General features: G+C 65.3%; 24 protein-coding genes and 2 tRNA genes. 16 read left to right on the forward strand and 10 right to left on the reverse strand.

Annotation, left to right across the window (positions count from 1 at the left end; all coding sequences use genetic code 11):
• Positions 1–77: 77 nt before the first annotated feature.
• Complete coding sequence (locus BJF92_RS12325) at positions 78–305, reverse strand: hypothetical protein (RefSeq protein ID WP_075635051.1); 228 nt, start codon at positions 303–305, stop codon at positions 78–80.
• A 192-nt stretch (positions 306–497) separates the two neighbouring features.
• Here BJF92_RS12325 and BJF92_RS12330 point away from each other — a divergent pair.
• A tRNA-Thr gene (locus BJF92_RS12330) sits at positions 498–572 on the forward strand.
• 173 nt (positions 573–745) lie between these two features.
• On the opposite strand, the gene BJF92_RS12335 is transcribed toward BJF92_RS12330, so the two are convergent.
• Positions 746–1,483 carry a GGDEF domain-containing protein gene (locus BJF92_RS12335; protein WP_075635052.1) on the reverse strand — a complete coding sequence of 246 codons (738 nt, stop codon included), beginning with the start codon at positions 1,481–1,483 and terminating at the stop codon, positions 746–748.
• Positions 1,484–1,669: 186 nt separating this feature from the next.
• On the opposite strand from BJF92_RS12335, the gene BJF92_RS12340 reads away from it, so the two are divergent.
• From BJF92_RS12340 to infA, 9 genes are all read left to right on the forward strand, one after another.
• Positions 1,670–2,692 carry an iron ABC transporter substrate-binding protein gene (locus tag BJF92_RS12340; protein WP_075635053.1) on the forward strand — a complete coding sequence of 341 codons (1,023 nt, stop codon included), beginning with the start codon at positions 1,670–1,672 and terminating at the stop codon, positions 2,690–2,692.
• Between the two features lie 381 nt (positions 2,693–3,073).
• Positions 3,074–4,630, forward strand: coding sequence for an ABC transporter permease (locus BJF92_RS12345; RefSeq protein ID WP_075635224.1), 1,557 nt, complete (start codon positions 3,074–3,076; stop codon positions 4,628–4,630).
• Positions 4,627–5,670: an ABC transporter ATP-binding protein gene (locus tag BJF92_RS12350; RefSeq protein ID WP_075635054.1), complete on the forward strand. Its 1,044-nt coding sequence runs from the start codon at positions 4,627–4,629 to the stop codon at positions 5,668–5,670. The genes BJF92_RS12345 and BJF92_RS12350 overlap by 4 nt, the downstream gene beginning before the upstream one ends.
• Before the next feature lie 333 nt (positions 5,671–6,003).
• Complete coding sequence (gene murA / locus BJF92_RS12355) at positions 6,004–7,299, forward strand: UDP-N-acetylglucosamine 1-carboxyvinyltransferase (protein ID WP_075635055.1); 1,296 nt, start codon at positions 6,004–6,006, stop codon at positions 7,297–7,299.
• Between the two features lie 240 nt (positions 7,300–7,539).
• Positions 7,540–7,995 (forward strand): DUF2948 family protein, encoded by a 456-nt coding sequence (locus BJF92_RS12360; RefSeq protein ID WP_075635056.1) that lies wholly within the window; start codon positions 7,540–7,542, stop codon positions 7,993–7,995.
• A gap of 178 nt (positions 7,996–8,173) precedes the next feature.
• Positions 8,174–9,478, forward strand: coding sequence for a histidinol dehydrogenase (gene hisD, locus BJF92_RS12365; RefSeq protein WP_075635057.1), 1,305 nt, complete (start codon positions 8,174–8,176; stop codon positions 9,476–9,478).
• Positions 9,475–9,954: a UPF0262 family protein gene (locus BJF92_RS12370; RefSeq protein ID WP_075635058.1), complete on the forward strand. Its 480-nt coding sequence runs from the start codon at positions 9,475–9,477 to the stop codon at positions 9,952–9,954. Before hisD ends, BJF92_RS12370 begins: the two co-directional genes overlap by 4 nt.
• Positions 9,955–10,076: 122 nt before the next feature.
• Positions 10,077–10,493 carry an arsenate-mycothiol transferase ArsC gene (locus tag BJF92_RS12375; protein ID WP_176218673.1) on the forward strand — a complete coding sequence of 139 codons (417 nt, stop codon included), beginning with the start codon at positions 10,077–10,079 and terminating at the stop codon, positions 10,491–10,493.
• A gap of 276 nt (positions 10,494–10,769) precedes the next feature.
• On the forward strand, positions 10,770–10,988 hold the full coding sequence (gene infA / locus BJF92_RS12380) for a translation initiation factor IF-1 (protein WP_004435948.1): 219 nt from the start codon (positions 10,770–10,772) through the stop codon (positions 10,986–10,988).
• A gap of 657 nt (positions 10,989–11,645) precedes the next feature.
• Here infA and BJF92_RS12385 read toward each other — a convergent pair.
• From BJF92_RS12385 to BJF92_RS12395, 3 genes are read right to left on the reverse strand one after another with little or no spacing between them, the layout of a single operon-like run.
• Positions 11,646–12,446: an ABC transporter ATP-binding protein gene (locus tag BJF92_RS12385; protein ID WP_075635060.1), complete on the reverse strand. Its 801-nt coding sequence runs from the start codon at positions 12,444–12,446 to the stop codon at positions 11,646–11,648.
• Complete coding sequence (locus BJF92_RS12390; RefSeq protein WP_075635061.1) at positions 12,443–13,522, reverse strand: FecCD family ABC transporter permease; 1,080 nt, start codon at positions 13,520–13,522, stop codon at positions 12,443–12,445. The genes BJF92_RS12385 and BJF92_RS12390 overlap by 4 nt, the downstream gene beginning before the upstream one ends.
• Complete coding sequence (locus tag BJF92_RS12395) at positions 13,522–14,667, reverse strand: ABC transporter substrate-binding protein (RefSeq protein ID WP_078057997.1); 1,146 nt, start codon at positions 14,665–14,667, stop codon at positions 13,522–13,524. The genes BJF92_RS12390 and BJF92_RS12395 overlap by 1 nt, the downstream gene beginning before the upstream one ends.
• A gap of 332 nt (positions 14,668–14,999) precedes the next feature.
• Here BJF92_RS12395 and BJF92_RS12400 point away from each other — a divergent pair, with 332 nt between their 5' ends.
• From BJF92_RS12400 to BJF92_RS12410, 3 genes are all read left to right on the forward strand, one after another.
• Positions 15,000–15,632, forward strand: coding sequence for a Maf-like protein (locus BJF92_RS12400; protein ID WP_075635225.1), 633 nt, complete (start codon positions 15,000–15,002; stop codon positions 15,630–15,632).
• A 385-nt stretch (positions 15,633–16,017) separates the two neighbouring features.
• Positions 16,018–16,260 carry a DNA gyrase inhibitor YacG gene (gene yacG, locus BJF92_RS12405; protein WP_075635063.1) on the forward strand — a complete coding sequence of 81 codons (243 nt, stop codon included), beginning with the start codon at positions 16,018–16,020 and terminating at the stop codon, positions 16,258–16,260.
• A gap of 178 nt (positions 16,261–16,438) precedes the next feature.
• A tRNA-Phe gene (locus BJF92_RS12410) sits at positions 16,439–16,514 on the forward strand.
• 28 nt (positions 16,515–16,542) lie between these two features.
• On the opposite strand, the gene BJF92_RS12415 is transcribed toward BJF92_RS12410, so the two are convergent.
• From BJF92_RS12415 to BJF92_RS12425, 3 genes are read right to left on the reverse strand one after another with little or no spacing between them, the layout of a single operon-like run.
• On the reverse strand, positions 16,543–16,965 hold the full coding sequence (locus BJF92_RS12415; protein WP_075635064.1) for a DUF6691 family protein: 423 nt from the start codon (positions 16,963–16,965) through the stop codon (positions 16,543–16,545).
• Positions 16,966–16,978: 13 nt separating this feature from the next.
• Positions 16,979–17,407 (reverse strand): YeeE/YedE family protein, encoded by a 429-nt coding sequence (locus tag BJF92_RS12420; RefSeq protein ID WP_075635065.1) that lies wholly within the window; start codon positions 17,405–17,407, stop codon positions 16,979–16,981.
• A gap of 8 nt (positions 17,408–17,415) precedes the next feature.
• Complete coding sequence (locus BJF92_RS12425; RefSeq protein ID WP_075635066.1) at positions 17,416–18,354, reverse strand: MBL fold metallo-hydrolase; 939 nt, start codon at positions 18,352–18,354, stop codon at positions 17,416–17,418.
• Between the two features lie 152 nt (positions 18,355–18,506).
• Between BJF92_RS12425 and BJF92_RS12430 the strand changes: the two genes are divergently transcribed.
• Both BJF92_RS12430 and BJF92_RS12435 read left to right on the forward strand, forming a co-directional pair.
• Positions 18,507–18,869, forward strand: coding sequence for an ArsR/SmtB family transcription factor (locus BJF92_RS12430; protein WP_245294745.1), 363 nt, complete (start codon positions 18,507–18,509; stop codon positions 18,867–18,869).
• A 165-nt stretch (positions 18,870–19,034) separates the two neighbouring features.
• Positions 19,035–19,355 (forward strand): hypothetical protein, encoded by a 321-nt coding sequence (locus tag BJF92_RS12435; RefSeq protein WP_075635068.1) that lies wholly within the window; start codon positions 19,035–19,037, stop codon positions 19,353–19,355.
• Between the two features lie 253 nt (positions 19,356–19,608).
• Here the strand turns inward: BJF92_RS12435 and BJF92_RS12440 are convergent, their stop codons facing one another.
• A complete protein-coding gene (locus BJF92_RS12440; protein ID WP_075635069.1) occupies positions 19,609–20,169 on the reverse strand; it encodes a GNAT family N-acetyltransferase in 561 nt (186 codons plus the stop codon).
• A gap of 255 nt (positions 20,170–20,424) precedes the next feature.
• Entirely contained in the window at positions 20,425–22,782 is a 2,358-nt protein-coding gene (locus tag BJF92_RS12445; protein ID WP_075635070.1) for an Orn/Lys/Arg family decarboxylase, read from the reverse strand.
• A 356-nt stretch (positions 22,783–23,138) separates the two neighbouring features.
• On the opposite strand from BJF92_RS12445, the gene BJF92_RS12450 reads away from it, so the two are divergent.
• Positions 23,139–24,266: a hypothetical protein gene (locus BJF92_RS12450; RefSeq protein ID WP_075635071.1), complete on the forward strand. Its 1,128-nt coding sequence runs from the start codon at positions 23,139–23,141 to the stop codon at positions 24,264–24,266.
• The last annotated feature ends 24 nt before the right edge of the window (positions 24,267–24,290 follow it).

Raw genomic sequence — 24,290 nt, forward strand, 5'->3', positions numbered from 1 at the left:
CAAGACGGACGTCAGCTTCATGGCCTGGATCTTCCTGCGCGCGGCACACCTTCGGCTCAAATGAATGTCAACGCGCCTTAATCCGGTGCGCGCTCACTGTCTGCGCCAGCCGCCGCCGGCAGCCCGTCCGTTTCGTCGGCCGCGCCGAGCCGCCGGGCGCGGCTCTGCTGTTTGCGGCGAAGCAGGTTCTCGCGCAGCGTCTGTGCCTGTCGCTCACGCCGCGCCGCCGCCTGACGATCGGCCTCGCTGATGCGCGCAGCGGTCTGCGGCCTGTCCTTATCTGTCGCGTCCTTGTCCGTCGTCATCGTCCATCATTCCTTGCCGCCACCGCGCATGGTCGCCGCGCTTGCTCTATCCACATGTCGGCGCCGGTTTGGGGGAAAGCGTCGGCCCGATGAAGATTTCTTCGCCGGCATGCTTGCACTCCGCAAACAGCTGTGGCAATAGGCCCTCGCTCGCACGACGAAGCGCCCAACACCGCTTCCACCGTCGCACAGGCTGCTATAGCTCAGGGGTAGAGCACTCCCTTGGTAAGGGAGAGGCCGAGAGTTCAAATCTCTCTAGCAGCACCATTCAATCTCCTGATATCAAATAGAGATCGCGCCAGTTCGAATTGCGTGGCGCATGATTTCAATCTGTGTCGCGGCTTTGCCGGCCGCAAGGGCCGGTGCCGTGGCATGCGATGTCCGCATTGGCGAATCACGCTGCCCCGATCTTCTGTCACAGGCTTGCGGTCCGATGTCCTTCAGGCCACGACCTTGTCGCGGCCCCGGCTCTTTGCGAGATAGAGATTCTTGTCGGCGGTGATCAGGCTGGCGCCGGGATTGAAACCGGGCGGGCAATGGACTGCGCCGAGGCTTGCGGACATTCTCAACAGCGCCCCTGATGGCGCGCGGATCTCCAGTGCCGAGAGGGAGAGGCGCAAGTCCTCGCACCAGTCGAACACGGCATCCTCGTTCAGTCCCATCTTGAACAGAGCGAACTCCTCGCCGCCCACGCGCCCGGCTAGGTCCTCCGGGCCGCATTGCGCTCTCAGCATCCTGCCGACGCGTTCCAGAACCAGATCGCCTGCGGCATGGCCGTGGGTGTCGTTGACCGACTTGAAATGATCGAGGTCGAGCTGGAGCAGGCCGCCCGTGCGGCCGGATCGGCTGTAGACGGCCAGCTCCTCGTGAAAGGTGCGGCGGTTGAGCAGGCCCGTCAGCCCGTCGGTGCGCGCCAGGATGCGCAGGGTCGCATTGGCCGCGGCCAGTTCCTCAAGCGCCCTGGCGGTGGCGGCCTGGGCGGCGCGCAGTTTCTCCAGATGATGATAATGCACGGCCGAGGCCGGGATCGAGATCACCAGCGGACAGAGGATCGTCATGATCAGACCCGCGCCTTCGACCCTGCCGCCGAGCATCGGCACCAGGGTAAAGGAAATCGCCAGCGACGCCGCCAGCGACAGGAGTCCGGTCACGAGCGCCTTGCGGATTATGGTTCCCATGGGCAGCACCTCATGAAACGTCTCCGCCCCCGGAAGAAGACCGTGGGCATCCGTTCATCCATCGCAAACGCCGAAAGTGCAAGGGCCGCCAAAGCTGCGAACTATAAACTTGAAAATCAAACTCAACAAAATTATAGCGGCTTGACCCTGCATCGGCAGGACGAAGACCCCTGACGGAGAATCTCCATGAAAGCGTCCTTGAACCCCTTCACGCTCGCCGCAACGCTCAGCGCGCTTCTGGGCGCCTCGGCCCTTGCCCTGCAGGCCCATGCTGAGGACAAAACCATCGTCGTCTACAATGCCCAGCATGAGAGCCTGGGCAAGGAGTGGATCGAGGCCTTCACCAAGGAAACCGGCATCAAGGTGACGATGCGTCAGGGCAGCGACATGCAGCTCGCCAACCAGCTGATCCAGGAAGGCGAGGCCTCTCCGGCCGATGTGTTCCTGACCGAGAATTCGCCCGCCATGACGCTGGTGGATGGCGTCGGCCTGTTCGCGCCGGTGGAGAAGGACACGCTTGCCCAGGTGCCGCAGGCCTATCAGCCTTCCGATGGCCATTGGGTTGGCATTGCCGCGCGCTCCACGGTCTTTGCCTATAACAAGACCAAGCTTTCGGAAGACAAGCTGCCGAAGTCCCTGCTCGATCTGGCCGATCCGGCCTGGAAGGGGCGCTGGGGCGCGGCACCGGCCGGCGCCGATTTCCAGGCGATCGTCAGCGCGCTTCTGGAGCTGAAGGGCGAGACCGAGACCGCCAAATGGCTGAAGGGCCTGAAGGAAAATGCGACCCCCTACAAGGGCAACAGCGTGGCCATGAAGGCCGTCAATGCCGGCGAGATCGAAGGGGCGGTGATCTATCATTATTACTGGTTCGGCGATCAGGCCAAGACCGGCGGCGAGAACAGCAAGAATGTCGGCCTGCACTATTTCAAGCACAAGGATCCGGGCGCCTTCGTCAGCCTCTCGGGCGGCGGCGTCATCAAGTCGACCCAGCATATGAAGGAAGCCCAGCAGTTCCTGAAGTTCGTCACCGGCAAGGCTGGCCAGGACATCCTCAAGAACGGCACTTCCTATGAATATGCCGTTGGCAAGGATGCTGCGTCCAACGACAAGCTGGTGCCGCTCGCCGATCTCCAGGCGCCCGAGATCGACCCGGCCAAGCTCAACAGCAAGAAGGTCACCGAACTGATGACGGCCGCCGGCCTCATCTGATTGGCCGCTCCTTGCGCATGCCGGACTGCGATGCGTCCGGCATGCGGCAGGCTGGATGATGGCCGTCCGGCTACGCCCCGAGGGCCATTGCGCCTCCCTGAAAGCAGCCATGTTAAAACCATTGCTGAAAGCTCAAGAAAACATTAGAGCAACGGGCGCCGCCTGCCGGCCCTGTCGGGCGCCGGCCCGTCAAGGCTTTGGCCCTGGAGATCTTAGGGAAGGCGGCTATCGGCAATGGCTGCCAGGGATGACAGGCCTTGCCTGCCCATCAACCGCGCGCCATCAGCTGCGCCCCCGTGAACCGCGCCTCTCTTGAACCGCGCAAGGACCAGGTCTGCCGTCTTGTCCCACGAACCCGGATCGATCGCATCTCCCGGTCTCCTGCCGGACCAGGCCGGAGCGCCCGCCCGGCGAGGCTGGGTGCTGCCGCATCCCTCCGTGCATGCGCTGGCCGGCCTCGTGGCGCTCCTCAGCCTGCTGCCGCTCGGTTTCGTCGCCTGGGTCACTTATGATGTCGGCTGGGAGACTGTGCGCGCGCTCGTGTTCCGTGATCGTGTCGGCGGGCTTCTGGTCAATACAGCGCTGCTGGAAGCCACCAGCATTCCCGCTTGCATCCTGCTGGCCGTCTCGCTTGCCTGGCTGACGGAGCGCACGGACCTGCCCTTCGCCCGCCTCTGGTCGCTGCTTTCGGTGGCGCCGCTGGCCGTTCCCGCCTTCGTTCACAGCTATGCCTGGATCAGCCTGGTTCCGGGCATGCGCGGGCTGTGGAGCGCCACCTTCGTTTCGACGCTCGCCTATTTCCCCTTTCTCTATCTCCCCGTGGCGGCCACGCTGCGCCGCCTCGATCCGGCAATCGAGGATGCCGCCGCCTCGCTGGGGCTCGATCCCTGGCGGGTGTTCTTCCGCGCGGTGCTGCCGCAGCTCAAGCTCGCCATCGCCGGCGGCGCGCTGCTGATCGCGCTGCATCTCCTGTCGGAATACGGTCTCTTCGTGATGATCCGCTTCGACACCTTCGCCACGGCCATCGTCGACCAGTTCCAGTCGGCCTATAACAGCCCGGCGGCCAATATGCTGGGCGGCGTGCTGATCCTGTGCTGCCTGCTGCTGATGGGCATCGAAGGCCTGTGGCGCGGCAGCGAGCGCTATGCGCGCGTGGGCGCCGGCGCCGCGCGGCCTGCCCAGCGCCGCCGTCTCAGGGGCTGGACCCTGCCGGCGCTCCTGCTCGTCGCCGGCACGGCGGCGCTCTCGCTCGGCGTGCCCTTCTATACGCTGGGACGCTGGCTCTGGCTCGGGGGCCTGTCGATCTGGCAGGCCGGGCCGCTCGGCAATGCCTTTGTCCAGACCATCCTCCTGTCGCTTGGCGGCGGCATTCTCGCCACGCTCGCCGCCGCGCCCATGGCCTGGCTCTCCGTTCGCGCGCCCGGGCGGCTGCAGCGGATATTGGAGGCCTGCCATTATTATGTCGGCTCGCTGCCGGGCGTGGTCGTGGCGCTGGCGCTCGTCAGCATCACCGTGCGGCTGATCCTGCCGCTCTACCAGACTTTCGCCACGCTGCTCGTCGCCTATGTGCTCCTGTTCCTGCCGCGCGCCATGGTGGGCCTGCGCGCAAGCCTGGCCCAGGCGCCGGTGGAGCTGGAGCGCGCCGCCATGGCGCTGGGCCGCACGCCGGGCCAGGCCGTGCGCCAAGTCACCTTCCGCCTGGCCGCGCCGGGGGCGGCGGCCAGTGTCGCGCTGGTCGCGCTCGGCATCACCAACGAGCTGACCGCCACCCTGATGCTCGCCCCCAACGGCGTCGAAACGCTTGCCACGCGCTTCTGGTCGCTGACCAGCGAGATCGACTATCTCGGCGCCGCGCCCTATGCAGTCATGATGGTGGTGCTCTCCCTGCCGCTGACCCTCGCGCTCCATGCCCAGTCGAAACGGACGGCCGGCCAATGACCTTGCTTACCCTCGACAATCTCAGCAAGCGCTACGGCTCCGCCGTCGCGCTGTCGGACGTCTCGCTTTCGATCGCGCCCGGCAGCCGCACGGCGGTTGTCGGCCCTTCCGGCTCCGGCAAGACAACGCTTCTGCGGCTGATCGCCGGCTTCGAGACGCCCGATGCCGGGCGCATCGTGCTGAAGGGCGAGGTGCTGGCCCAAGGCGGCATGGCCGTGCCCGCGCACAAGCGCGGCATCGGCATCGTCGCCCAGGACGGCGCGCTGTTCCCGCATCTGAGCATTGCCGATAACATCGCCTTCGGCTTCGAGCGCGGCACGCCCGAGCGCGAGGCCCGCATTCTGGAGCTGATCGACATGGTCGAGCTCGACCGCGGCATGCTGACGCGACGGCCGCATCAGCTCTCCGGCGGCCAGCAGCAGCGCGTGGCGCTGGCGCGCGCGCTTGGCCGGCGTCCGCGGCTGATGCTCCTCGACGAGCCCTTTTCCGCGCTCGACACCGGCCTGCGAGAGAATATGCGCAAGGCTGTCAGCCGGGTGCTGGAGGCAGCGGGCATCGCCACCATCCTCGTCACCCATGATCAGGCGGAGGCCTTGTCCTTCGCCGATCAGGTGGCCGTGCTGCGCGCGGGAAAACTGGTGCAGGCCGGCACGCCGCGCCAGCTCTATCTGCATCCGCGCGACCGCGAAGCCGCGCTGTTTCTCGGCGATGCCGTGCTTCTGCCAGCGATCGCCAGGGGAAACGTCGCCGATTGCGCGCTTGGCCGGGTGGCGATCGCCGCGCCGGCACGCCAGGGCAAGGTCGAGATCATGATCCGGCCGGAGCAGATCCGCGTGGTGCGCGACGATGCCGCGCCATCGCCCGCCGGCCGGGTGGTGGAGGTAGAATTCAGCGGCGCGACCTCCACGCTCGCCGTCGCGCTCGACGGGGTGGCCCTGCCGCCGATCGTGATCAAGACCTCCAGTGTCGCCCTGCCTTCGGCCGGCGACCGCGTAAGGCTGGATATTGCCGGTGAGGTGCATATTTTCGGCGAGGGCTGACAGTCTGTCCAACAATCGCCGTTGGCCGCCAGCAAATGGCAATTTCTGCGCTTCCGGTGCTCACGGACCTTAAGGACGCGGCGCTCCGGTTCTCGAAATCACCCCTTTTCGTCAGACCAACAGCAATTCTTGAACAGACTGTGAGGCGGGAAACCGCCGCGTGCGGCGAAAAATTTCAATCGGCGCCCTGGCTGCCTTCAAAAAGCTTCTCATTTGACCAAGCCTTGCGTAGACAGGCGTTTTCCAACGCGCCTTACACTTCAATGACGAGGCGCTCTTGCGCGCGGGCCTGCAAGATGGCCCGCCCGGCGCCGCAGCCAGTCCGGGGGACTTATGGACCGTATCAGAATCAGGGGTGGCAACGAGCTTCACGGCACGATCCCGATCTCGGGCGCGAAGAATGCGGCGCTGCCGCTGATGATCGCCTCGCTCCTGACCGACGACACGCTGACGCTGGAAAACGTGCCGCATCTGGCCGACGTCGAGCAGCTGATCCGCATTCTCGGCAATCATGGCGCCGACATCTCGGTCAATGGCCGGCGCGAGCGCCAGCAGGGTGACAGCTATGCCCGCACCATCCACTTCACCTCGCGCAACATCGTCGACACCACCGCGCCCTATGAGCTTGTCTCGAAGATGCGGGCGAGCTTCTGGGTGCTGGGTCCGCTGCTGGCGCGCGAAGGCAAGGCACGCGTGTCGCTGCCCGGCGGCTGCGCCATCGGCACGCGGCCGGTCGATCTGTTCATCGAGGGGCTGTCGGCGCTCGGCGCTGAGATCGAGATCGATGGCGGCTATATCAACGCCACCGCGCCAGCCGGCGGCCTCGTCGGCGCGCGCTATGTCTTCCCCAAGGTTTCCGTCGGCGCCACCCATGTGCTGATGATGGCCGCCACTCTCGCCAAGGGCACGACCGTGATCGGCAATGCCGCGCGCGAGCCCGAAGTGGTCGACCTCGCCAATTGTCTCAACGCCATGGGCGCGAAGATCACCGGCGCCGGCAGTTCCACCATCACCATCGAAGGCGTCACCTCGCTGTCAGGCGCGCGCCACCGCGTTCTGCCCGACCGAATCGAGACCGGCACCTATGCCATGGCCGTGGCCATGGCGGGCGGCGATGTCGTGCTGGAAAACACCGATGTGGCCCTGCTCGACACCGCGCTGGAGGCCATTCGACGCGCCGGCGCCGAGATCACGCCGACCAATAACGGCCTCAGGGTCTACAGGAATGGCGGCGGCATCAAGCCGGTCGATGTGGTGACCGACCCTTATCCGGGCTTCCCGACCGACCTGCAGGCGCAGTTCATGGGCCTGATGACGCGCTCCAGCGGAGTCTCGCACATCACCGAGACGATCTTCGAGAACCGCTTTATGCATGTTCAGGAGTTGGCTCGGCTCGGCGCCAAGATCTCGCTGTCGGGCCAGACAGCCAAGATCGAGGGCGTGCCGAGGCTGAAGGGCGCGCCCGTGATGGCGACCGACCTGCGCGCCTCCGTCTCGCTTGTCATCGCCGGCCTGGTGGCGGAAGGCGACACCATGGTCTCGCGCGTCTATCACCTCGATCGCGGTTTCGAGCGGCTGGAAGAAAAGCTGACGCGCTGCGGCGCGGAGGTCGAACGCGTTTCGGAATAGGCGTCTGCCGTCTTTTAGACCTTTGTGAAGGCCGGCGGGCTCCCCGCCGGCCTTTTCGCGTTCTGGATTTTCGCGTTCCGGACCGGGACGCCGGACGCATTGGAATGACGGCCCAGGTTGCGCCGGCCCGGGTCTCACCCTATCTCCCTGCCAGAAGCCGCGCGCCGCAAGGATCGCGGGCTGGCAAAGGATCGCGGCCAAGCAAAAGCTCGCGGGCAGGCAAGGGACGGTGGGTGAGACATGGATGCATTGAAGCTGATGGCTCTGGACGATGAGGATCTTTCGGTCGTCTCGGCGCATGTGCAGGACGCCGTCTTCAAGCTTGAGGGCATCGCCTACCGCCCGGCGCAAGGCTTGTTCACGCTGGTGGTCAACCGCTTCGTCTGGGAGAAGGCGCTGCGCAGCGCCAAGACCTTCGAGCGCCGCCGCGCCGCCATCGGCTTCAAGCGGGTGCGCGCCGTGCGCTCGATCCATCTCGACCGCGCGGACAAGGAGGCTGTGCACGTGCTGCTCGCCATCCGTTTCGAGAAGGCGGGGGAGGGGCCTGACGGCACGATCGAGCTGCTGCTCGCTGGCGGCGCGACCATTGCGCTCGATGTCGAATGCATCGAAGCGCAGCTCGCCGAAACCGGCGGCGTCTGGGAGACGGCCTCCCGGCCGCGCCATCTGCTGGAAGGCCATCCCGAACAGGCCTGATGCAGGGCGGCACGGCCAGGCGCTGATTTTTCCGTCGTAAGGCACTGCGTGAAATCACCATCGACTTCAGGGGCGTGCAGGCTGTAAAGCTCATATAAGGCAGGCGGTCGCGCGCATCAGCATGGCCGCCTCTTCCTGCCCGACAGACGCTTTCGCATGACATGAAGGACCGATTCCCTTGGCCACCCGTTTCGATAGCCGCGCCCCCGATTTCGACGCCCGCTTTTCCGCCTTCCTGACCACGAAGCGCGAGGTTTCCGAGGATGTCGACCAGACCGTGCGCGCCATCATCGACGATGTTCGCCGGCGCGGCGATGCGGCTTTGGCCGATTATACACGCCGCTTCGACCGGCTGGATTTTTCCAGCGTGCCGATGCTGGTCAGCGCCGAGGAGGTGGATGCGGCGATCGACAGCGTGGCGCCGGAGGTGCTCGGGGCGCTGAAGGTGGCGGCGGTGCGCATCGAATCGCATCACGCCCGGCAGCGACCCAAGGACGATATCTACGAGGACGCCATGCGCGTCGGCCTCGGCTCGCGCTGGACCGCGATCGAGGCCGTCGGCCTCTATGTTCCCGGCGGCACGGCAAGCTATCCGAGCTCGGTGCTGATGAACGCCATCCCCGCGCGCGTGGCCGGCGTCGAGCGTCTGGTCATGGTGGTTCCGGCCAGCGACGGCAAGCTGAACCCGGCCGTGCTCGCGGCCGCGCGCCTGGCAGGGGTCAGCGAGATCTACCGCATCGGCGGCGCCCAGGCCGTGGCCGCGCTCGCCTATGGCACCGAGACCATCGCCCCCGTGGCCAAGATCGTCGGCCCCGGCAATGCCTATGTCGCGGCGGCCAAGCGCCAGGTGTTCGGCACCGTCGGCATTGACATGATTGCCGGCCCCTCCGAGGTGCTCATCATTGCCGATGGCGAGAACGATCCCGACTGGCTGGCGGCGGACCTTCTGGCCCAGGCGGAGCACGACACCGGCGCGCAGTCGATCCTGATGACCGACGATGCCGCGCTCGCCGATGCCGTGGAACAGGCCGTGGCGCGCCAGCTCAAGACCCTGCCGCGCAGCGAGACGGCTTCGGCCAGCTGGCGCGATTTCGGCGCCATCATTCTTCTGGAAAGCCTCGCCGAGGCGCCGGCGCTTGCCAACCGCATCGCCGCCGAGCATCTGGAACTGGCGATCGCCGATCCCGATGCGATGGTGCCTGAGATCCGCAATGCCGGCGCCATCTTCCTCGGCCGCCACACGCCGGAGGTGATCGGCGATTATGTGGGCGGCTCCAACCACGTTCTGCCGACGGCGCGCTCTGCCCGCTTCTCCTCCGGTCTCGGCACGCTCGATTTCATGAAGCGCACATCGCTCCTGCGCCTGACGCCGGAAACGCTGCGCGATCTCGGCCCGGCGGCCATCGCGCTGGCGCGTGCCGAAGGGCTGGAGGCGCATGCCCGCTCCGTCGCCATCCGCCTCAACCTCGGAGATGCCGGATGACGGTTGCTGCCAGCCCCCATCGCCTGTGCGACGTGACGCTCGATGAGACGATCGGCCGTTCGACGCCCGATGTCGAGCACGAGCGCGCGGTGGCGATCTTCGATCTCCTGGAGGAAAACAGCTTCGCTCCGGCCGGCCATCCCGGCGGACCCTACCGGCTGAAGCTGTCCCTCGTCGAGGCGAAACTAATCTTCTCGATCACCACCGAAGACGGCGCAGAGGTGGCGACGCATATCCTCTCGCTCACGCCTTTCCGCCGCATCGTCAAGGACTATTTCCTGATCTGCGAGAGCTATTACCAGGCCATCCGCAGCGCCACGCCGAGCCAGATTGAGGCGATCGACATGGGCCGGCGCGGGATTCACAATGAAGGATCGCAGACGCTGATGGACCGTCTCCAGGGCAAGATCGCGGTGGATTTCGATACGGCGCGCCGGCTCTTCACGCTGGTCTGCGTGCTCTACTGGAAGGGCTAGCCGCCATGGACGGGTCCGGTTCCGCCTCGGCCGATGCCAAGGCGCCGGCGGCGGCGTCTGCCGCTGCCCTGCCGGAGGACGGCCGTCCCGCCGCGCGCGCAAACCCTGCCTCGGTCCTGTTCATGTGCGGGATGAACTCGATCCGCTCGCCCATGGCCGAGGCGCTGGCCCATACCATCCTGCCCGGCAGCGTCTATGTCGCCTCCGCCGGCGTTCGCAAGGGCGAGCGCGACCCCTTCGTCGATGTGGTCATGGAGGAAATGGGCCTGACGCTTGGCCGCCACCAGCCGCACACGCTCGACGATCTCGAGGATGACTATTTCGACCTGATCGTCACCCTGGCGCCCGAGGCCCACCATGCCGCGCTGGAGCTGACCCGCTCCATGTCGGTCGACGTGATCTACTGGCCGACACCGGATCCGACGGTGGCCACGGGCACGCGCGAGCAGATCCTGGACGCCTATCGTGCGGTGCGCGATCATCTGGCCCTCCTGATCCGCCAGCGCCTGGCCGGCGGACGCAAGCCGACGGGGAACTGAGGGGAGGCCGGGGGGGCGGCTGTTCAAAAGCCGCCGCCTGCCGCCAGCGCTTGATTACCGGCCGGCAAAGGAGCATATCAGTTCAAGATCCGGCGAGACCAACTCTTGTCCGCCTCTTCTGCGCATCCTTTCAGGCCCTGACGCCCGGCTTTGCACAAAAATGGCAAAACCGCCGTGTCGCTGTTCACAAATGGCCTGTGATTGTGTAGTTTCCGGCAAATTTTTGAGAGGGAGCCCGAAAGGCGCCCCGTTACCGATTGGAAAGATTACCCGTCAATGGCGAAAGAAGAAGTCCTCGAATTCCCCGGTGTCGTCACCGAACTCCTGCCGAACGCGACATTCCGGGTGAAGCTCGAGAACGAGCATGAGATCATCGCACACACGGCCGGCCGCATGCGCAAGAACCGCATCCGCGTTCTGGCCGGCGACAAGGTCCTGGTGGAAATGACCCCTTACGACCTGACCAAGGGCCGTATCACCTACCGCTTCAAGTAAGCGCCCCCTGCCTTAAAGCCCTGCCTGCGGCCCGGCCCTTAACGGCCCGGCCGCTGCGGCACGGCCCGCCGGGTCGCGTCCGGCGATGACCTCCTCCAGCCTGCCGAGCGATGACATGGCCCCTGCGCCATGAGCTTAGAGCATGTCGCGACCTTTAAGGTTCGCGATCACGCTTCAACTATCTGATCTTTAATATTTTTTACAATCCGCTGCGCGCTTTCGTGCGGCATGCTTTCGCGCGTGCTTGCGAAAACGCGTCTGGTAAGCTGCGGGTTCTCTTTTCTTTCGCAAAATGCGATGCAAAATCAAGATGATAGATCATGGAACTGCGCACGATTCACAGGATACGATGCAATGATCTGTGACCTTGGCTGGCCCCCTCATCCGACCCTTCGGGCCACCTTCTCCCCGCGGGGGAGAAGAGACGTGCGGCGCCGCCTCGCCCTGCCTCCACCCACCATAGAATGCGGTTAGGTGTTCTTTTTCAGGATGTTGGATGGACGCGACGTGCTATCGCCCGGATTTCTTCTCCCCAGCGGGGAGAAGGTGGCCCGAAGGGTCGGATGAGGGGGTGCCACAGCGCGCAAACGTGTGTTGTGCACTTGCGCATGATTTTCAGCCCGGTGCTCTAACTGCCTTCCGTGCTCCGCAACGCCATCATCGATGTCCGACGCCGTCCGAGAGCACCGAGATCGGATAGATGGCGGAGAAGCGGCCCTGGTCGACGTCGACGCTGCGGCATTCCACCCGGTAGAGATCGGCGATCTGCGCTGCGGAGAGGATCTCCTTGGTCACCCCGGTGGCGACCTGCCGGCCCCTGGCCAGCAGCAGACAGGCATCCGCATAACGGGTCGCGAGATTGAGGTCATGCAGCACGGCGATGGTGATGATCGCGTTTCGCCTCGTGTAGTCCTGGACCACTTCGAGCATGTGAAGCTGGTTGGCGAGGTCCAGCGCCGAGGTCGGCTCGTCGAGCAGCAAAAGCTTCGGCCGGCGCACCAGCGCCAGCGCGAGCGCGATCATCTGCCGCTCGCCGCCCGAGAGAACCGAGGGCATGGTGCCGGCGAAGCGCTCAAGGCCCAGCAGCGCGAGCATCTCTTCCGCGCGCCGCGTGCTTTCGGGTGCGGCCTTCCAGGCGCGGCGGTCGCCATTCTGCGCCAGCATCAACAGCTCGAAAACGGTGAGGCGCACGGAAAGATGGGTGGTGTCCTGCGCGACATAGCCGATGAGGCTGGCGCGCTCGGCAGCGGAGAGCGCCTGGAGATCGACATCGTCGAGACGGACAGTGCCACGCGCCCTGCGCAGCCCGCACAGGCCCTTCATGAAGGTGGACTTGCCGGCGCCGTTCGGGCCGAGGACGGCCATGATGCTGCCGCCCTTGAGATCGAACCCGATCGTGTCGACCACATGCCGGCGGCCGATCGAGACGTGGAAGTCGGAGAGCGACAGCCGGGTCACAGGCCTTCTCCCTTGATGTTTCGCAGGACGAGAATGATGAAGAAGGGCAGGCCCGTGAGCGAGGTGACCATGCCGAGCGGCAGCACTGCGCCTGGAACCACCACCTTGGTGGCGATCGAGGCGACCACGGCGAAGACGGCGCCCACGGCCGCCGTTGCCGCGATGCTGAAGCGATGATCCTCGCCGACCAAGAGGCGCGCCACATGCGGCGCGACCAGGCCGATGAATCCGATAATGCCGACGACCGCCGTTACCAGCCCCGCCAGCATCGCCGAGACGACCAGCATGACCATACGCAGCCGCTTGACGTTCACCCCCAGCACGGCCGCCTGCGCACCGAAGCTGCGCAGCGCCGTCAGCGACCAGGCGTTCAGCAAAACCAGCGGGATGAAGATCATACAGGCCGCGCCCGTGATCGACACCTTGAGCCAGGTCGCGCGCTGCAGCGAGCCCATCAGCCAGAAGACGATGCTTTCCAGCTGGTCGACGCTCGCCAGATACTGGATGAGCGACAGAAGCGAGCTGAAGACGAAGTGCAGCGCGATGCCGAGCAGGGTGATCGACTGCACGCTGGCGCCCCCGCGCGACAGCGCCAGCACGAGCAGCGCGGCAAACAGGGCGAAGGCAAAGGCATTGGTCGCCGTCGACAGCTCTGGTGGCAGGGCGGGAAACAGGCCGGTGAGCGAAAAGCCGAGGCCGAGGGACAGGGAGGCGCCGAAGCCCGCGGCCGAGGAGACGCCGAGCGTGAAGGGCTCGGCCAGGGGATTGTCGAGGATGGTCTGCATCAGCAGTCCGGCCAAAGCCAGGCTGATACCGGTGAGCATGGCCATCAGCGTCATGGGCATGCGCAATTCCCAGACGATGAAGCGCGCGCTCGGCTCGGCGCTGTCGGGCGAGATAAGCGCGTTGATCACGTCGGGCAGCGAGAGCGTGCCGGAACCGACGAGAATATCGATGACGAAGGCGACCACGGCCAGCAGCGCCAGCGCGAGAACGATCGCCACACGGGTGGCGATCGTCTCGACATATCGGGTCGTGGCCGAAGAACCGGCCAGCGGCGCGACGGTCTGGTGCATCAGTTCGAGGCCTCGGGTGCCTTCGCGCCGAAGACCACCGGGACGCCCTTGGGCAGGCCCGTGAACTCGGAGACGATCTTGTGCAGGTCGGCATCCGGATCCAGCGCCTTGAGATGGTCAGGATAGAAGGCCTTGGCCAGCAGCTCGACGGCATAGAGGTTCATCGCGCTGGCATAGAGCTGGTGATAGACGCCATAGACCTTGTGGTCGCGCACCGCCTTGATGAGATCGAAGCCCTTGCGGCGCTCCAGCGCGCCCAGCGCCGCCGAAACCTTCTGCTTGTCCGCGCCAAAGCCGAAGGGCGGCGAGACCGATCCATCGCTGGAAAAGGGCGAGCCGGTCATGACATAGACGTCGGGCGCGGCCGAGATCACGCTCTCGATCGTCACATCGCCCGTGCGGCCCTTGACCAGGGAACTGCCGAGATTGATGCCGCCGGCTTCCGAGATCAGCTTGCCCCAATAGACATCGCCATGGGTGAAGCAGCAGAAATCGGCGCCCTTCTGGCCGGCCTTTGCCTCCACGAAGACCTTGGGCTTCGGCGCGCCTTCGATCGCCTTTCGGATCTCCGCCAGGCGGGTGGCGTAGAAGTCGGTATATTCCCTGGCTTCCTTCTCGCGGTTCAGCACCTTGCCGAGCAGCGAAACGGTCTTGGGCGCGTTGACGGTCGGCTCCATCTCCGTGTCGATCATGATCACAGGCACGCCGAGGCTGTCGAAACGCTTGAGAAGATCGGCATCGTCGAGCGCCTTGCGCACCCGCACCTGATAGATGATCAGATCGGGCTTGGCCGCGACGGCCTGCTCGATGTTGATCTGGCCCTCATCACCGAACTTCATGTCGAGCGCCTTGGCAGCACTTTCGGGCCAGGTCGACTTGAAGAGATTCCAGGTCTGCGGATCGGAGCGGGAGACGATGTTGTTCCAGGCGACCACGCGCTTGAGCGGGTCTTCCCGGTCCAGAAGCGTCAGCGCGAAGAGATCGCGCCCATCCTGAACCACGATGCGCTGCGGCTCGGCCTTGATCTCCACCGAGCGGCCAGCGAGGTCCGTCACGGTGACGGGATAGTCGGTCGCGCCGGCCGTGGCGCCAAAGCCGGCAAAAAGGCCGGCGAAGGCCAGCAGACGCAATGAAAAACGAAGCACAGGTTATCCTTTCGCATAAAACAATCTCAGGACGTGCTCCTCCCGATCCGCTGCATCGCGCGTTGCAGCTTCACGCCGAAAATCTGGGTAATCAGAAAACATGAGTAAGTCAATCTACAATTAGGCGCGGCGCAACTGCCTTTTCCCTGGTCATATCGGCACCATGGGGCAGGCGCCGGGCGCGGGCTGTCGCCGAGGATGGGCTTGCGGCTGCGCGCCTATCAGGGCAAAAGACGCTGCCGGATCGCGTGGGCCCTGCCAGCGATCTTGCCCGCGCTGCCCGGCCCCTTGCCGTGATTGCTCTTCCTCCTGTCCTGCCCGAGGCCTTTTCCATGCCCAAATCCTCCGCCCTGCCGCAAAAGCTCATCCTGGCATCCGGCTCGCCCCGGCGGGTGGAGCTTCTGGCCCAGGTGGGGCTGACGCCGGCGCGGCTGATGCCGATGGATCTGGATGAAACACCCGGGCGTGCCGAGCATCCCCGCTCGCTGGCCTGGCGCCTGTCAGGGGAAAAGGCGCGGGCGGCGCTCAAGGTGCTCAAGGGCGATGCCGACTGCGCCGGCGCCTATGTGCTGGCCGCCGACACGGTGGTTGCCGTCGGCCGGCGCATCCTGCCCAAGCCCGAGCGAGTCTCCGACGCCTCCGACGCGCTGGCGCTGCTCTCAGGCCGCAGCCACCGCGTCTATACCGGCATCTGCCTTGCCACGCCGGATGGCAGCCTGCGCCAGAAGATCGTCGAGACCAAGCTGCGCTTCCGCCGGCTCTCGCCCCATGACATCGAAAGCTATCTCGCCTCCGGCGAATGGCGCGGCAAGGCCGGCGCCTATGCCATCCAGGGCATTGCCGGCAGCTTCGTCGTCAAGCTCTCCGGCTCCTACACCAATGTCGTCGGCTTGCCACTGACCGAAACCGTCAATCTCCTGGCCGGAGAGGGCTTCAACATTCACGATGCCTGGCTCGAGGGCTAAAACAGTTGCGCCACCCGGGGCCGGGTCGCCGTCCCCCACGAGCCGCCGCCTGATATCGGTTGCCGATCAAAGGCTTGGGTCTTCAAAGGCCAACCGACGTCCCGACGGTTCAAAATCGCTCGGTCACGTCCTATATCAGGCATGCCGCCTCATCCCGCGCGGCAGGGCATCGGACGGAACGCCGGACCCGGTTCCTGGCAACATCCGATACAGGAGACAAAAACCCGTTTTATCGGCCTGAGCCCGATTGTCAGCCCGATGCTCCACGCGCGCAGGGACGCGCACGCCATCCGGCGCTTTGCGCCCAAGAACTCCAACGGCTGCATGATCCGCAGGTTTGTAAGACCGAGACAACCATGCCGCCGACTTGCAAGGACGTTTCCGCATGTCTGACACCCCCCGATCCCCCGCTTCCGCCCTGCCATCCGCCAAGGTCGAGCCGCTGCGCAAGACCCGGCCATGCCCCGAATGCGGCCGCCCGTCCGAGCGCGGCCATTATCCCTTCTGTTCGGACCGCTGCCGCAACATCGACCTCAATCGCTGGCTCTCCGGCTCCTATGCCATTCCCGCCGCGGAAGAGCCCGACCCGGAAGACGGTAGCGGCGAAGGCTTTGATCCACAGCGATAAAACCCTTATGAAACATGTGCTTAGAAAAGGCCTTCATAAAAATGTCGCCGAAATCCATTTTTTCGGCGTCAGGTGCTTGTCACCGCGAAATGAGGTGTTATAACCCCGCTCGCTTCCGGGGCACACACCAAGGCCCCGCGGTTCGGACCACAGTCCAACCGGCCGAATTTCGGCAGATGCCCGGATAGCTCAGTTGGTAGAGCAGCGGATTGAAAATCCGCGTGTCGGTGGTTCAAATCCGCCTCCGGGCACCATTTACCTTTCAAATCAATCCTTTGCTTGTTAACGACTCTGCCTCACCAGCCGGAAGACGAGCATGCCCGTGAGCATCGCGCCGACGAACAGCGCGGCCTGCCAGCGTCCCGTGATCAGGACGGCAAAGGCCGGGCCGGGGCAGAGGCCGACAAGGCCCCAGCCGAGGCCGAACAGGACGGCGCCGCCGACAAGCCGGCCATCGATGGTGCGGCTGGTCGGAATGTGGAACTCCTTATCGAGCAGCGGGCGGGCCTGCCGCCGTTTGATCCAGTAAGCCAGAGACGACGGAACGAGGGCGCCAGCCATGACGAAGGCGAGCGAGGGGTCCCACGCGCCCGCAATGTCGAGAAAGGCGAGAACGCGCTGCGGATTGGCCATGTCGGAGATGACGAGGCCGGCGCCGAAGAGGAGGCCGCAGGCGAGCGCGGAGAGAAGGCGGGAGGGAGACATCGGGGCTTTCCGGTCAGACGAGCGCAAGGCCGTGGCGGGTGATCAGCACCGTTGCCATGGCGGTGCCCATGAAAATCAGCGTCGCAGCGATCGAGCGCGGCGATAGCCGCGCCAGGCCACAGACGCCATGGCCGCTGGTGCAGCCGGAGCCGAGCCGCGTGCCATAGCCAACCAGCAGGCCGGAGAGGATGAGGAGCGCCGGCGAGCCGGTCAGTACCATCTCGGCCGGGCGGATGAAGGCCTGGGCAAAGGCCGCGCCGCCGACGAGGCCCGCCAGGAAGGCGATGGCCGCCGTGCGCGGGCCACCGCCGCTCCAGCCGAAGGCCGAGGCGGCCAGGCCGGAAATGCCGGCGATCCGCCCGTTCAAGAGGAGGTAGAGCGCTGCCGAAAGGCCGATCAGAAGGCCGCCTGATAGCGGCCAGAGAGGAGACAGGGTGGACATGGCAACCTCTACAGGATGTTGAGCGGGATTTTGAGATACTGCACGCCGTCTGCCTTTGCCGGGGGCAGCCTGCCGCCGCGCATGTTCACCTGAACCGAGGGGAGAATCAGCCTGGGCATGGACAGAGTGGCGTCGCGCGCCTCGCGCATGGCGACGAAGTCCGACTCGCCGATGCCATCATGCACATGGATATTGCCGCTGCGCTGCGCGCCGACCGTCGTTTCCCATCGGTACACATCGCGGCCCGGCGCCTTGTAGTCATGGCACAGGAACATGCGCGCGGCATCGGGAAGCTGCATCAGGCGGCGGATCGAGCGATAGAGGCTGCGGGCGTCGCCGCCGGGAAAGTCGCAGCGCGCCGTGCCGTAGTCCGGCATGAACAGCGTGTCGCCGGGAAAGACGGCGTCGCCGACGATATAGGCAAGGCAGGCCGGCGTGTGGCCGGGCACCTGCAGGACCGTTGCTTCCAGCGTTCCGATCTTGAAACGGTCGCCATCCTGAAACAGCCGGTCGAACTGGCTGCCGTCGCGCTGAAATTCGGTGCCGGCATTGAAGATCTTGCCGAAGACCTCCTGGACGCGGGTGATATCGCGGCCGATCGCCAGCTTTCCGCCCAGTTCCGCCTGCAGCAGAGGGGCTGCCGAGAGATGATCGGCATGGGCATGGGTTTCCAGAAGCCAGTGCACATCGAGATCCTCGGCGCGGATATAGGCGATCAGCGCCTCGGCCGAGGTGCTCCGCGTGCGCCCGGAGGCGGGATCGTAATCCAGCACGCTGTCGATGATCGCGCAGGCCCGCGATGCCGGATCGCGAACGACATGGCTGACCGTGAAGGTGGCGGGATCGAAGAAGGAGCGGATCTGCGGCCGCCGCGGCGGCTGGGCCAGCGCGGCCTCAATCAGGCCGCCGGCCTCTGCGAGAGGCGGGTCGAGGGATAGGGTCGACATGCTGTCCTCCTTGACACGCGGCATCGATTACACAATTAATATAATAATGCAACTATTATCCCGCCACGGCCAGGATCTGCCTGGCGCGGTATAGGCGTCTGGCTGCGGGCGGTCTTTCGGGGCTGGGGCGCGGCGTAAAGGGGAGGGAAGCGGTGACCGCACCGGCAATGTCCATCGAAGCCATGCAAGCGAAGTCGGCGGAAGCGGCCGCGTTCATGCGCCTGTTCGGCACGCCGAGCCGGCTTTTGCTTCTCTGCTTCATTGCCGAGAAGGAACGCTCCGTCGGCGAGATGCAGGACGAACTGGGCTTTCGTCAGCCGGCGCTCTCGCAGCAGCTGGCGGAGCTGCGCCAGGCCGGCGTGGTGCAGACGCGCCGCGCGTCGCGCCAGATCTTCTATTCGATCGCCGATGCCAGGGTCGCCACCGTCATGGCCATGCTGATGCAGATGTTCTGCAGCCCCGATCAGGCAGAGGCGTCGAACGGCGCGGCGGCCGGCGGCGGCCGGGGCGCGTGAAAACAGGGCAACGGGCCGCCCATGCCTGGCCGTCCGATTTTCTCTGTGAGCTTACCAAGATGTAACGCAATGGACATGTTCCGGTAGGCTGGTGGGGCGTAGATTGGATCCTGTCATTCAGAGCGATGCGCGCTGCAAAGCTCAACCGACAGAAGGAACAGGACCATGTGGACCATTCGCAAGAACATCCTCACCACCGGTCTGGTCGCCTTGACAATTGCGGGCACCACAATTGCCACCGCCTCCCAGGCTGAAGCGCACAACAATTTCGGCCGCGGCCTTGCCGCGGGCATTGCCGGCACGCTGATCGGCGGTGCGCTGGTCGCCAGCGCCTCCCATCCGGCCTATGCGGCGCCCGTCTATACCACCCCGGTCTATGACGTTCCGGCCTATCCCCAGACCGTGGTCGTCGCCCAGCCGGCCTGCCGGGTCGTCTGGCGCCAGGATGGCTATGGCGACATGTACCGCACCCGCGTCTGCGTCTGAGTGCGGCGTGTTGAACCCAAGAGCGTGAACGCTTCACGCCAGCATGACCGGAGCCTGTCGGGCGCGCGCCTTGCCGCCAATGACGCTCCGGTTCCTCGGGACCACGGCCGTCTCACGTTCGAAAGGCGCCGTGCCGTGACGATGTGACATCCGCCTTGTTGCGAACGGGCAGAACCTCCAGCCTGCCTGTCTGAAGCGAGGTGTTCCAACCGCCCCCAAAGCCCGCCCGGCTCCCGCTCCGCGCTCTTCTCCCTCAGCGCGTGGACAGGGGCGGCGGCGGGGGCGGCGTCGTTGCGCCCGGTCCCAGCGAGCGCTGAACCATGACGCTGTCGGACCATCTGCCATGGCGAAAGGCCACGGCCGGCAGATGGCCGACGCGCACAAAGCCGAAGCTTTCATGCAGACCCAGCGAGGCCGTGTTGTCGGCATCGATATAGCCGATCATCTGGCGGAAGCCGGCGGCGGCACAGGCATCGATCAGCCCACGCATCAGGAGCCGGCCGATGCCCTGGCCCAGATGCTCGTGATGCACATAGATCGAATGCTTGACGGCGTAGCGATAGGCCGGCCGCTTGCGAAACAGCACGACATAGGCATAGCCCACCACCTCACCGTCGCGCGTGGCCACCAGATGGGGGAAACGGCGGTTCTTCAGGTTCTTGCGCCGGTCGCGCAGATCGTCCGGTTCCGGCGTATCGCCTTCGTCCACGCCGAATTCCACGCCATGGCGGATATGGCGGCGATAGATCGCCAGCATCGCGTCGACATCGCCGTCGCGCGACGGCCGGATCAGAACCTCGGTGTCTTTTTCCATCTGCACATCTTCGCGGTCTTCAGGCGGGAAAGCACCCGCCCTGAACGCTTCATCCTTTTGTTATTGTTCGATCGCTCCCGGCCGGAGCCTGTCCGCCTCATGGCAGCTAGAGCATCGGACTGAAAACAGTCCTCAGTGCGATGCTCTAGATTTTTGTTTTTGCATCGGATTTTTCCGAAAACCGGTTCCCACTTTTCGGTCCGATGCTCTAAGCGCGGCGGCGCCCCTGTCAGGCTGCCGCCGCGCCGCGCCGCTTTATTCGGCGGCGACGTAGGTGTAGAGCCGCACCCGCCCGCTGGCGTCCGTCTCGCGATAGACGCCCTGGATCTCCACGTCGAAGCCGGGGAAGGTGTTGAAGCAGGTCTCGAACATCTTGAGATAGTCGATCATCGGCTGAGCACGTTCGGTCAGCCGCTCGCCCGGGACGATGGTGGCAATGCCAGGCGGATAGACCACGAAGGGCGTGGTGGCGATACGGCCGGAGATCGCGTCGATCGGCAGATAGTCGACATCGTTGCGCACCAGGCAGCGCGCGGCGTCATGGGGCGACATCGCGATCTCGGGCAGATGCGCGGCCGAGAACTGCTTGGCCTGAAGGCCGCTGACATTGGCCTCGCGGAAGAAGCGATGCATCTCGCCACAGAGATCGCGCAGCCGCACGCCGGCATAGCGGCCCATGCGGCGGCGGGTGAATTCCGGGATCACCTCTTCCAGAAGCGCGTTCTCGTCATGCAGCCGCTTGAAGGCGACGAGGCCGGAAATCAGCGTGCCGGCCTTGGAGGCCTCCACGCCGGGCGTGAGCAGGAAGAGCAGCGCGTTCAGGTCGTTCTTCTCGGCGACAATCCGGTTCTCGCGCAGATATTGCGCGACGATCGGCGCGGGAATGCCATGCTCGGCATAGCCGCCGGCTGCCCCGTCGAAGCCCGGCGTCAGCAGCACCAGCTTGTTCGGGTCGGTCATGGCGAAGCCGGCTTCCATATCGGCAAAGCCGTGCCAGGCCGCGCCGGGCGTCAGCTGCCAGAAGGCCGGATTGCTGGCGAGCTGGTCGGTCGAGATGCTTTCCCAGGCGACATCATGGGTCGCGCCGGGGCGCGAGACATCGGGGATCTGCACCCGGTCGGGCACGAAGGGCTCGAAGAACCAGCGCCGTTCCGGCCGGCTTTCCTTCTCCTCGAATTCACGGCGCACGGCGCGCAGCTTCTTGCGCAGCTCGATGCCGAGCCGGATCGTATCGTCCCACAGCACTTCGCCGGAGCGACCCTTCATCATCTGCGCGCCGACATCGAGCGAGGCGAAGAGCGGATAGAAGGGCGAGGTCGAGGCATGCTGCATGAAGCTCTCGTTGAATCGGCGATGCTCCACGCGCCGCTTCTGGCCCTTGATGTGGCGATCCTTGATGTGGATCTGCGAGGCCTGGGAGAAGCTCGCGAGCTGCTTGTGCGTCGACTGGGTGGCGATGATGCCGGGGCTGTCGGGGCCGAGATCGGTGAGACCCATGGCGAAGCGGCCGGCATAGAGCGGATGGAACTTCATGAAGCCGGCCCAGGCCTCGTCGAACAGGATGTATTCGCACAGATGCCCGATCTTCTTCAGGATCATCTCGGCATTGTGGATCGTGCCGTCATAGGTGCACTGCTCGACCACGGCCACGCGGAAGGGCTTCGGCTTCTTCCAGGCTTCCGGGTCCTTGACCAGCGGATGGGTGCGGATGCGCTCGCGCAGCGCCTGCTCGTCGAAGGACGCCCAGTCCATTGGCCCGATCAGCCCGTAGGAATTGCGCGCCGTCGGCACATAGACGGGAATACCGCCGGAGATCAGCAGCGCGCCGTGATGGGCGGCCTTGTGGTTGTTGCGGTCGAAGAGGACGAGATCGCCATCGGTGACCAGCGCGGCCAGCGCCACCTTGTTGGAGGTGGAGGTGCCGTTCAGCACGAAATAGGTCTTCTCCGCCCCGAAGATCTTGGCCGCTTCCTTCTGCGCTGCCAGCGCCGGGCCCTCATGGGTAAGAAGGTCGCCGAGATCGAGCACGGAATTGTCGAGGTCGTCGCGAAACACCGCTTCGCCCAGATGCTCCATGAACACCCGGCCGATCGGCGAGCGGCTGTAGAACACGCCGCCATTGTGCCCCGGGCAGGTCCAGAGCTGGTTGCCCTCTTCCGCATAGTCCACCAGCGCGCCGAAGAACGGCGTCTTCAGCGTCTCGGCATATTGCTTGAGCCGGCTGATCAGGTTGCGGGCGATGAAGGTCGGGGTCTCCTCGGCGAGGAAGACATAGCCGTCGATGAAGTCGAGCACCTCGACCGGCACATCCTCCAGCCGCTTGCGGCGGATCAGCAGGATGATCGGAAAGTCGAGCCCGCGCCGGCGCATCAGGTTGATCAGCGCGGCGGTCTTGCCTTCAAGGCCCTTCTTGCCCCAGTCCACCATCATGCAGCCGATGGCCGCATCGGTCTGCACGGCGATCTCCGCGTCCTCGATCGAGCGGGCGCGCACGACCTCGAAGCCGGAGCGCTCGATTTCCTGCACGATCTGATGATAGCGCGCACCTTCCAGATCATCCGCGTCGAAGGCGGGCGTGGCGAAGAGGAAGTTGAAGCGTTTGAAATAATCCATTCCAGTTTCCCGCGGTTGAAGGACGAGAGGGCCGCGCGCGACATGGCGCGTGACGAGGGCGACGTCAAGAAGGCTGCGGACCCGTTGCCCGTCCGCTCCGGCACCTCGAGAAGACGGCTGGCGGGTCTCCACCCGATTCCGGTCTCGATGCCAGGGGCCGGGCGCGCGCTGCCTGTGCCATTGCGATTCTTCTTCTTCACCTTTCATGACAGGATGACGACAACAGCAGAAGCGTGCTTTTGCCACGGACGTCAGGAGCGAAGGATGAGGTGGCCGAAACAATGCGGCTCGTCTCAAATTGGTCAACAACAGGTGGAAGGAGGTGGGCGTCCGATACACCCTCCGGGATTGATCCTATGACGCCGCTTTCGCGCACTCTGAGCCCCGCTCTTCTCGCCTTTGGTCTCCTGTCGTCCGCCGCGCCCTCCCATGCCGCCGGGCTGGGACCAATCGGTGATTTCATGACCATGGATGTCTGCGTCGGGGCGGATGGCAAGCCGGTCCCCGGCATTCCCGGCGAGGGCGCCTGCAAGCGCCACCGTGACATCAAGCCCGGCGAGGCGCCGTCTTACACATTGCAGAACTTCGGCTCGCCGCGCAGCAAGTGCCCGACCGCGCCGATCGCCAAGATCAATGTTCCCGTGGTCAAGGATGGCAATACCCGCATCGTCAGCTCGACCATCCGCCAGCCTGCCTGCGGCAAGCCTGCGCCTGGCGGCGATGGCGAGGATGGCAGCCAGAACGGCGCCTCGATCCAGTGGCATGACCAGGGCTATGGCTTCATCATGGGCAGCTACAGCCCGGTGGCGCTCTCCACCTTCGAGAGCGACCGCTGCCTGACCGACAGCGCCTCGTCCGAGCGCTTCTTCCGCGGCTGGGTCATCGGCCCCGCCGAGGTGCCCGGCATCGGCACGACGGGCTATGGCGTCTTCCCGAGCAAGCTGAAGACCGGCAAAGCCGCGACCCTGATGGGTGGCTGCGCCGAGCGCTACAACAGAGCGCTGACCACATGGTCCGTCAATGAGATCACCTACAAGTCCGGCCGCAAGCTGGTCTCGATCGTCTCCGATCATTATGCCCAGGGCGCGCCGGATGGCCAGAGCCAGGGCAATGCCATGCAGGTGGAACAGACCTACTGGACGCGCGAATTCGGCCTGTCGCGCTGGGAGAAATGGGCGCGGGAGGACTGGGTGCATCCGCGCTCCAAAAAACCCGCGCCGGAACTCGCGCAGGCGCTTTATGCCGCCGGCCGCTGCAGCGCGCCGCTGTCGCAGCCTCTCGCCTTCGGCAAGAACATGCAGGTGATCCCGGCCGAAAACGCCGCCGGCGCCTATGCCAAGGTTATCCGCAATCCGGCAACCGGCGAGCAGCACACCTGGTACATGACGCTGTGCGAGGACTATACCAACGCCGCCGAGACGCCCGATGCCGGCCGCTATGTCGGCATGCTCTCGAACCTCGCCGACGACACCTACTGGCGCTAAAGCGCGGTATGAGAATGTGCGGCG

It is taken from the genome of Xaviernesmea rhizosphaerae (genome assembly GCF_001938945.1).
GTDB lineage: Bacteria > Pseudomonadota > Alphaproteobacteria > Rhizobiales > Rhizobiaceae > Xaviernesmea > Xaviernesmea rhizosphaerae.

Bases quoted from the DNA above. Each gene is read 5' to 3' on its own strand.
- BJF92_RS12435 (WP_075635068.1), top strand. From the start codon at position 19,035: ATGTGGACCATTCGCAAGAACATCCTCACCACCGGTCTGGTCGCCTTG.
- BJF92_RS12350 (WP_075635054.1), top strand. From the start codon at position 4,627: ATGACCTTGCTTACCCTCGACAATCTCAGCAAGCGCTACGGCTCCGCC.
- BJF92_RS12390 (WP_075635061.1), bottom strand. From the start codon at position 13,522: ATGCACCAGACCGTCGCGCCGCTGGCCGGTTCTTCGGCCACGACCCGA.
- BJF92_RS12400 (WP_075635225.1), top strand. From the start codon at position 15,000: ATGCCCAAATCCTCCGCCCTGCCGCAAAAGCTCATCCTGGCATCCGGC.
- BJF92_RS12340 (WP_075635053.1), top strand. From the start codon at position 1,670: ATGAAAGCGTCCTTGAACCCCTTCACGCTCGCCGCAACGCTCAGCGCG.
- BJF92_RS12375 (WP_176218673.1), top strand. From the start codon at position 10,077: ATGTGCGGGATGAACTCGATCCGCTCGCCCATGGCCGAGGCGCTGGCC.
- BJF92_RS12450 (WP_075635071.1), top strand. From the start codon at position 23,139: ATGACGCCGCTTTCGCGCACTCTGAGCCCCGCTCTTCTCGCCTTTGGT.
- murA (WP_075635055.1), top strand. From the start codon at position 6,004: ATGGACCGTATCAGAATCAGGGGTGGCAACGAGCTTCACGGCACGATC.
- BJF92_RS12325 (WP_075635051.1), bottom strand. From the start codon at position 305: ATGACGACGGACAAGGACGCGACAGATAAGGACAGGCCGCAGACCGCT.
- BJF92_RS12360 (WP_075635056.1), top strand. From the start codon at position 7,540: ATGGATGCATTGAAGCTGATGGCTCTGGACGATGAGGATCTTTCGGTC.
- BJF92_RS12440 (WP_075635069.1), bottom strand. From the start codon at position 20,169: ATGGAAAAAGACACCGAGGTTCTGATCCGGCCGTCGCGCGACGGCGAT.
- BJF92_RS12415 (WP_075635064.1), bottom strand. From the start codon at position 16,965: ATGTCTCCCTCCCGCCTTCTCTCCGCGCTCGCCTGCGGCCTCCTCTTC.
- BJF92_RS12425 (WP_075635066.1), bottom strand. From the start codon at position 18,354: ATGTCGACCCTATCCCTCGACCCGCCTCTCGCAGAGGCCGGCGGCCTG.
- BJF92_RS12335 (WP_075635052.1), bottom strand. From the start codon at position 1,483: ATGGGAACCATAATCCGCAAGGCGCTCGTGACCGGACTCCTGTCGCTG.
- BJF92_RS12420 (WP_075635065.1), bottom strand. From the start codon at position 17,407: ATGTCCACCCTGTCTCCTCTCTGGCCGCTATCAGGCGGCCTTCTGATC.
- BJF92_RS12445 (WP_075635070.1), bottom strand. From the start codon at position 22,782: ATGGATTATTTCAAACGCTTCAACTTCCTCTTCGCCACGCCCGCCTTC.
- BJF92_RS12370 (WP_075635058.1), top strand. From the start codon at position 9,475: ATGACGGTTGCTGCCAGCCCCCATCGCCTGTGCGACGTGACGCTCGAT.
- yacG (WP_075635063.1), top strand. From the start codon at position 16,018: ATGTCTGACACCCCCCGATCCCCCGCTTCCGCCCTGCCATCCGCCAAG.
- infA (WP_004435948.1), top strand. From the start codon at position 10,770: ATGGCGAAAGAAGAAGTCCTCGAATTCCCCGGTGTCGTCACCGAACTC.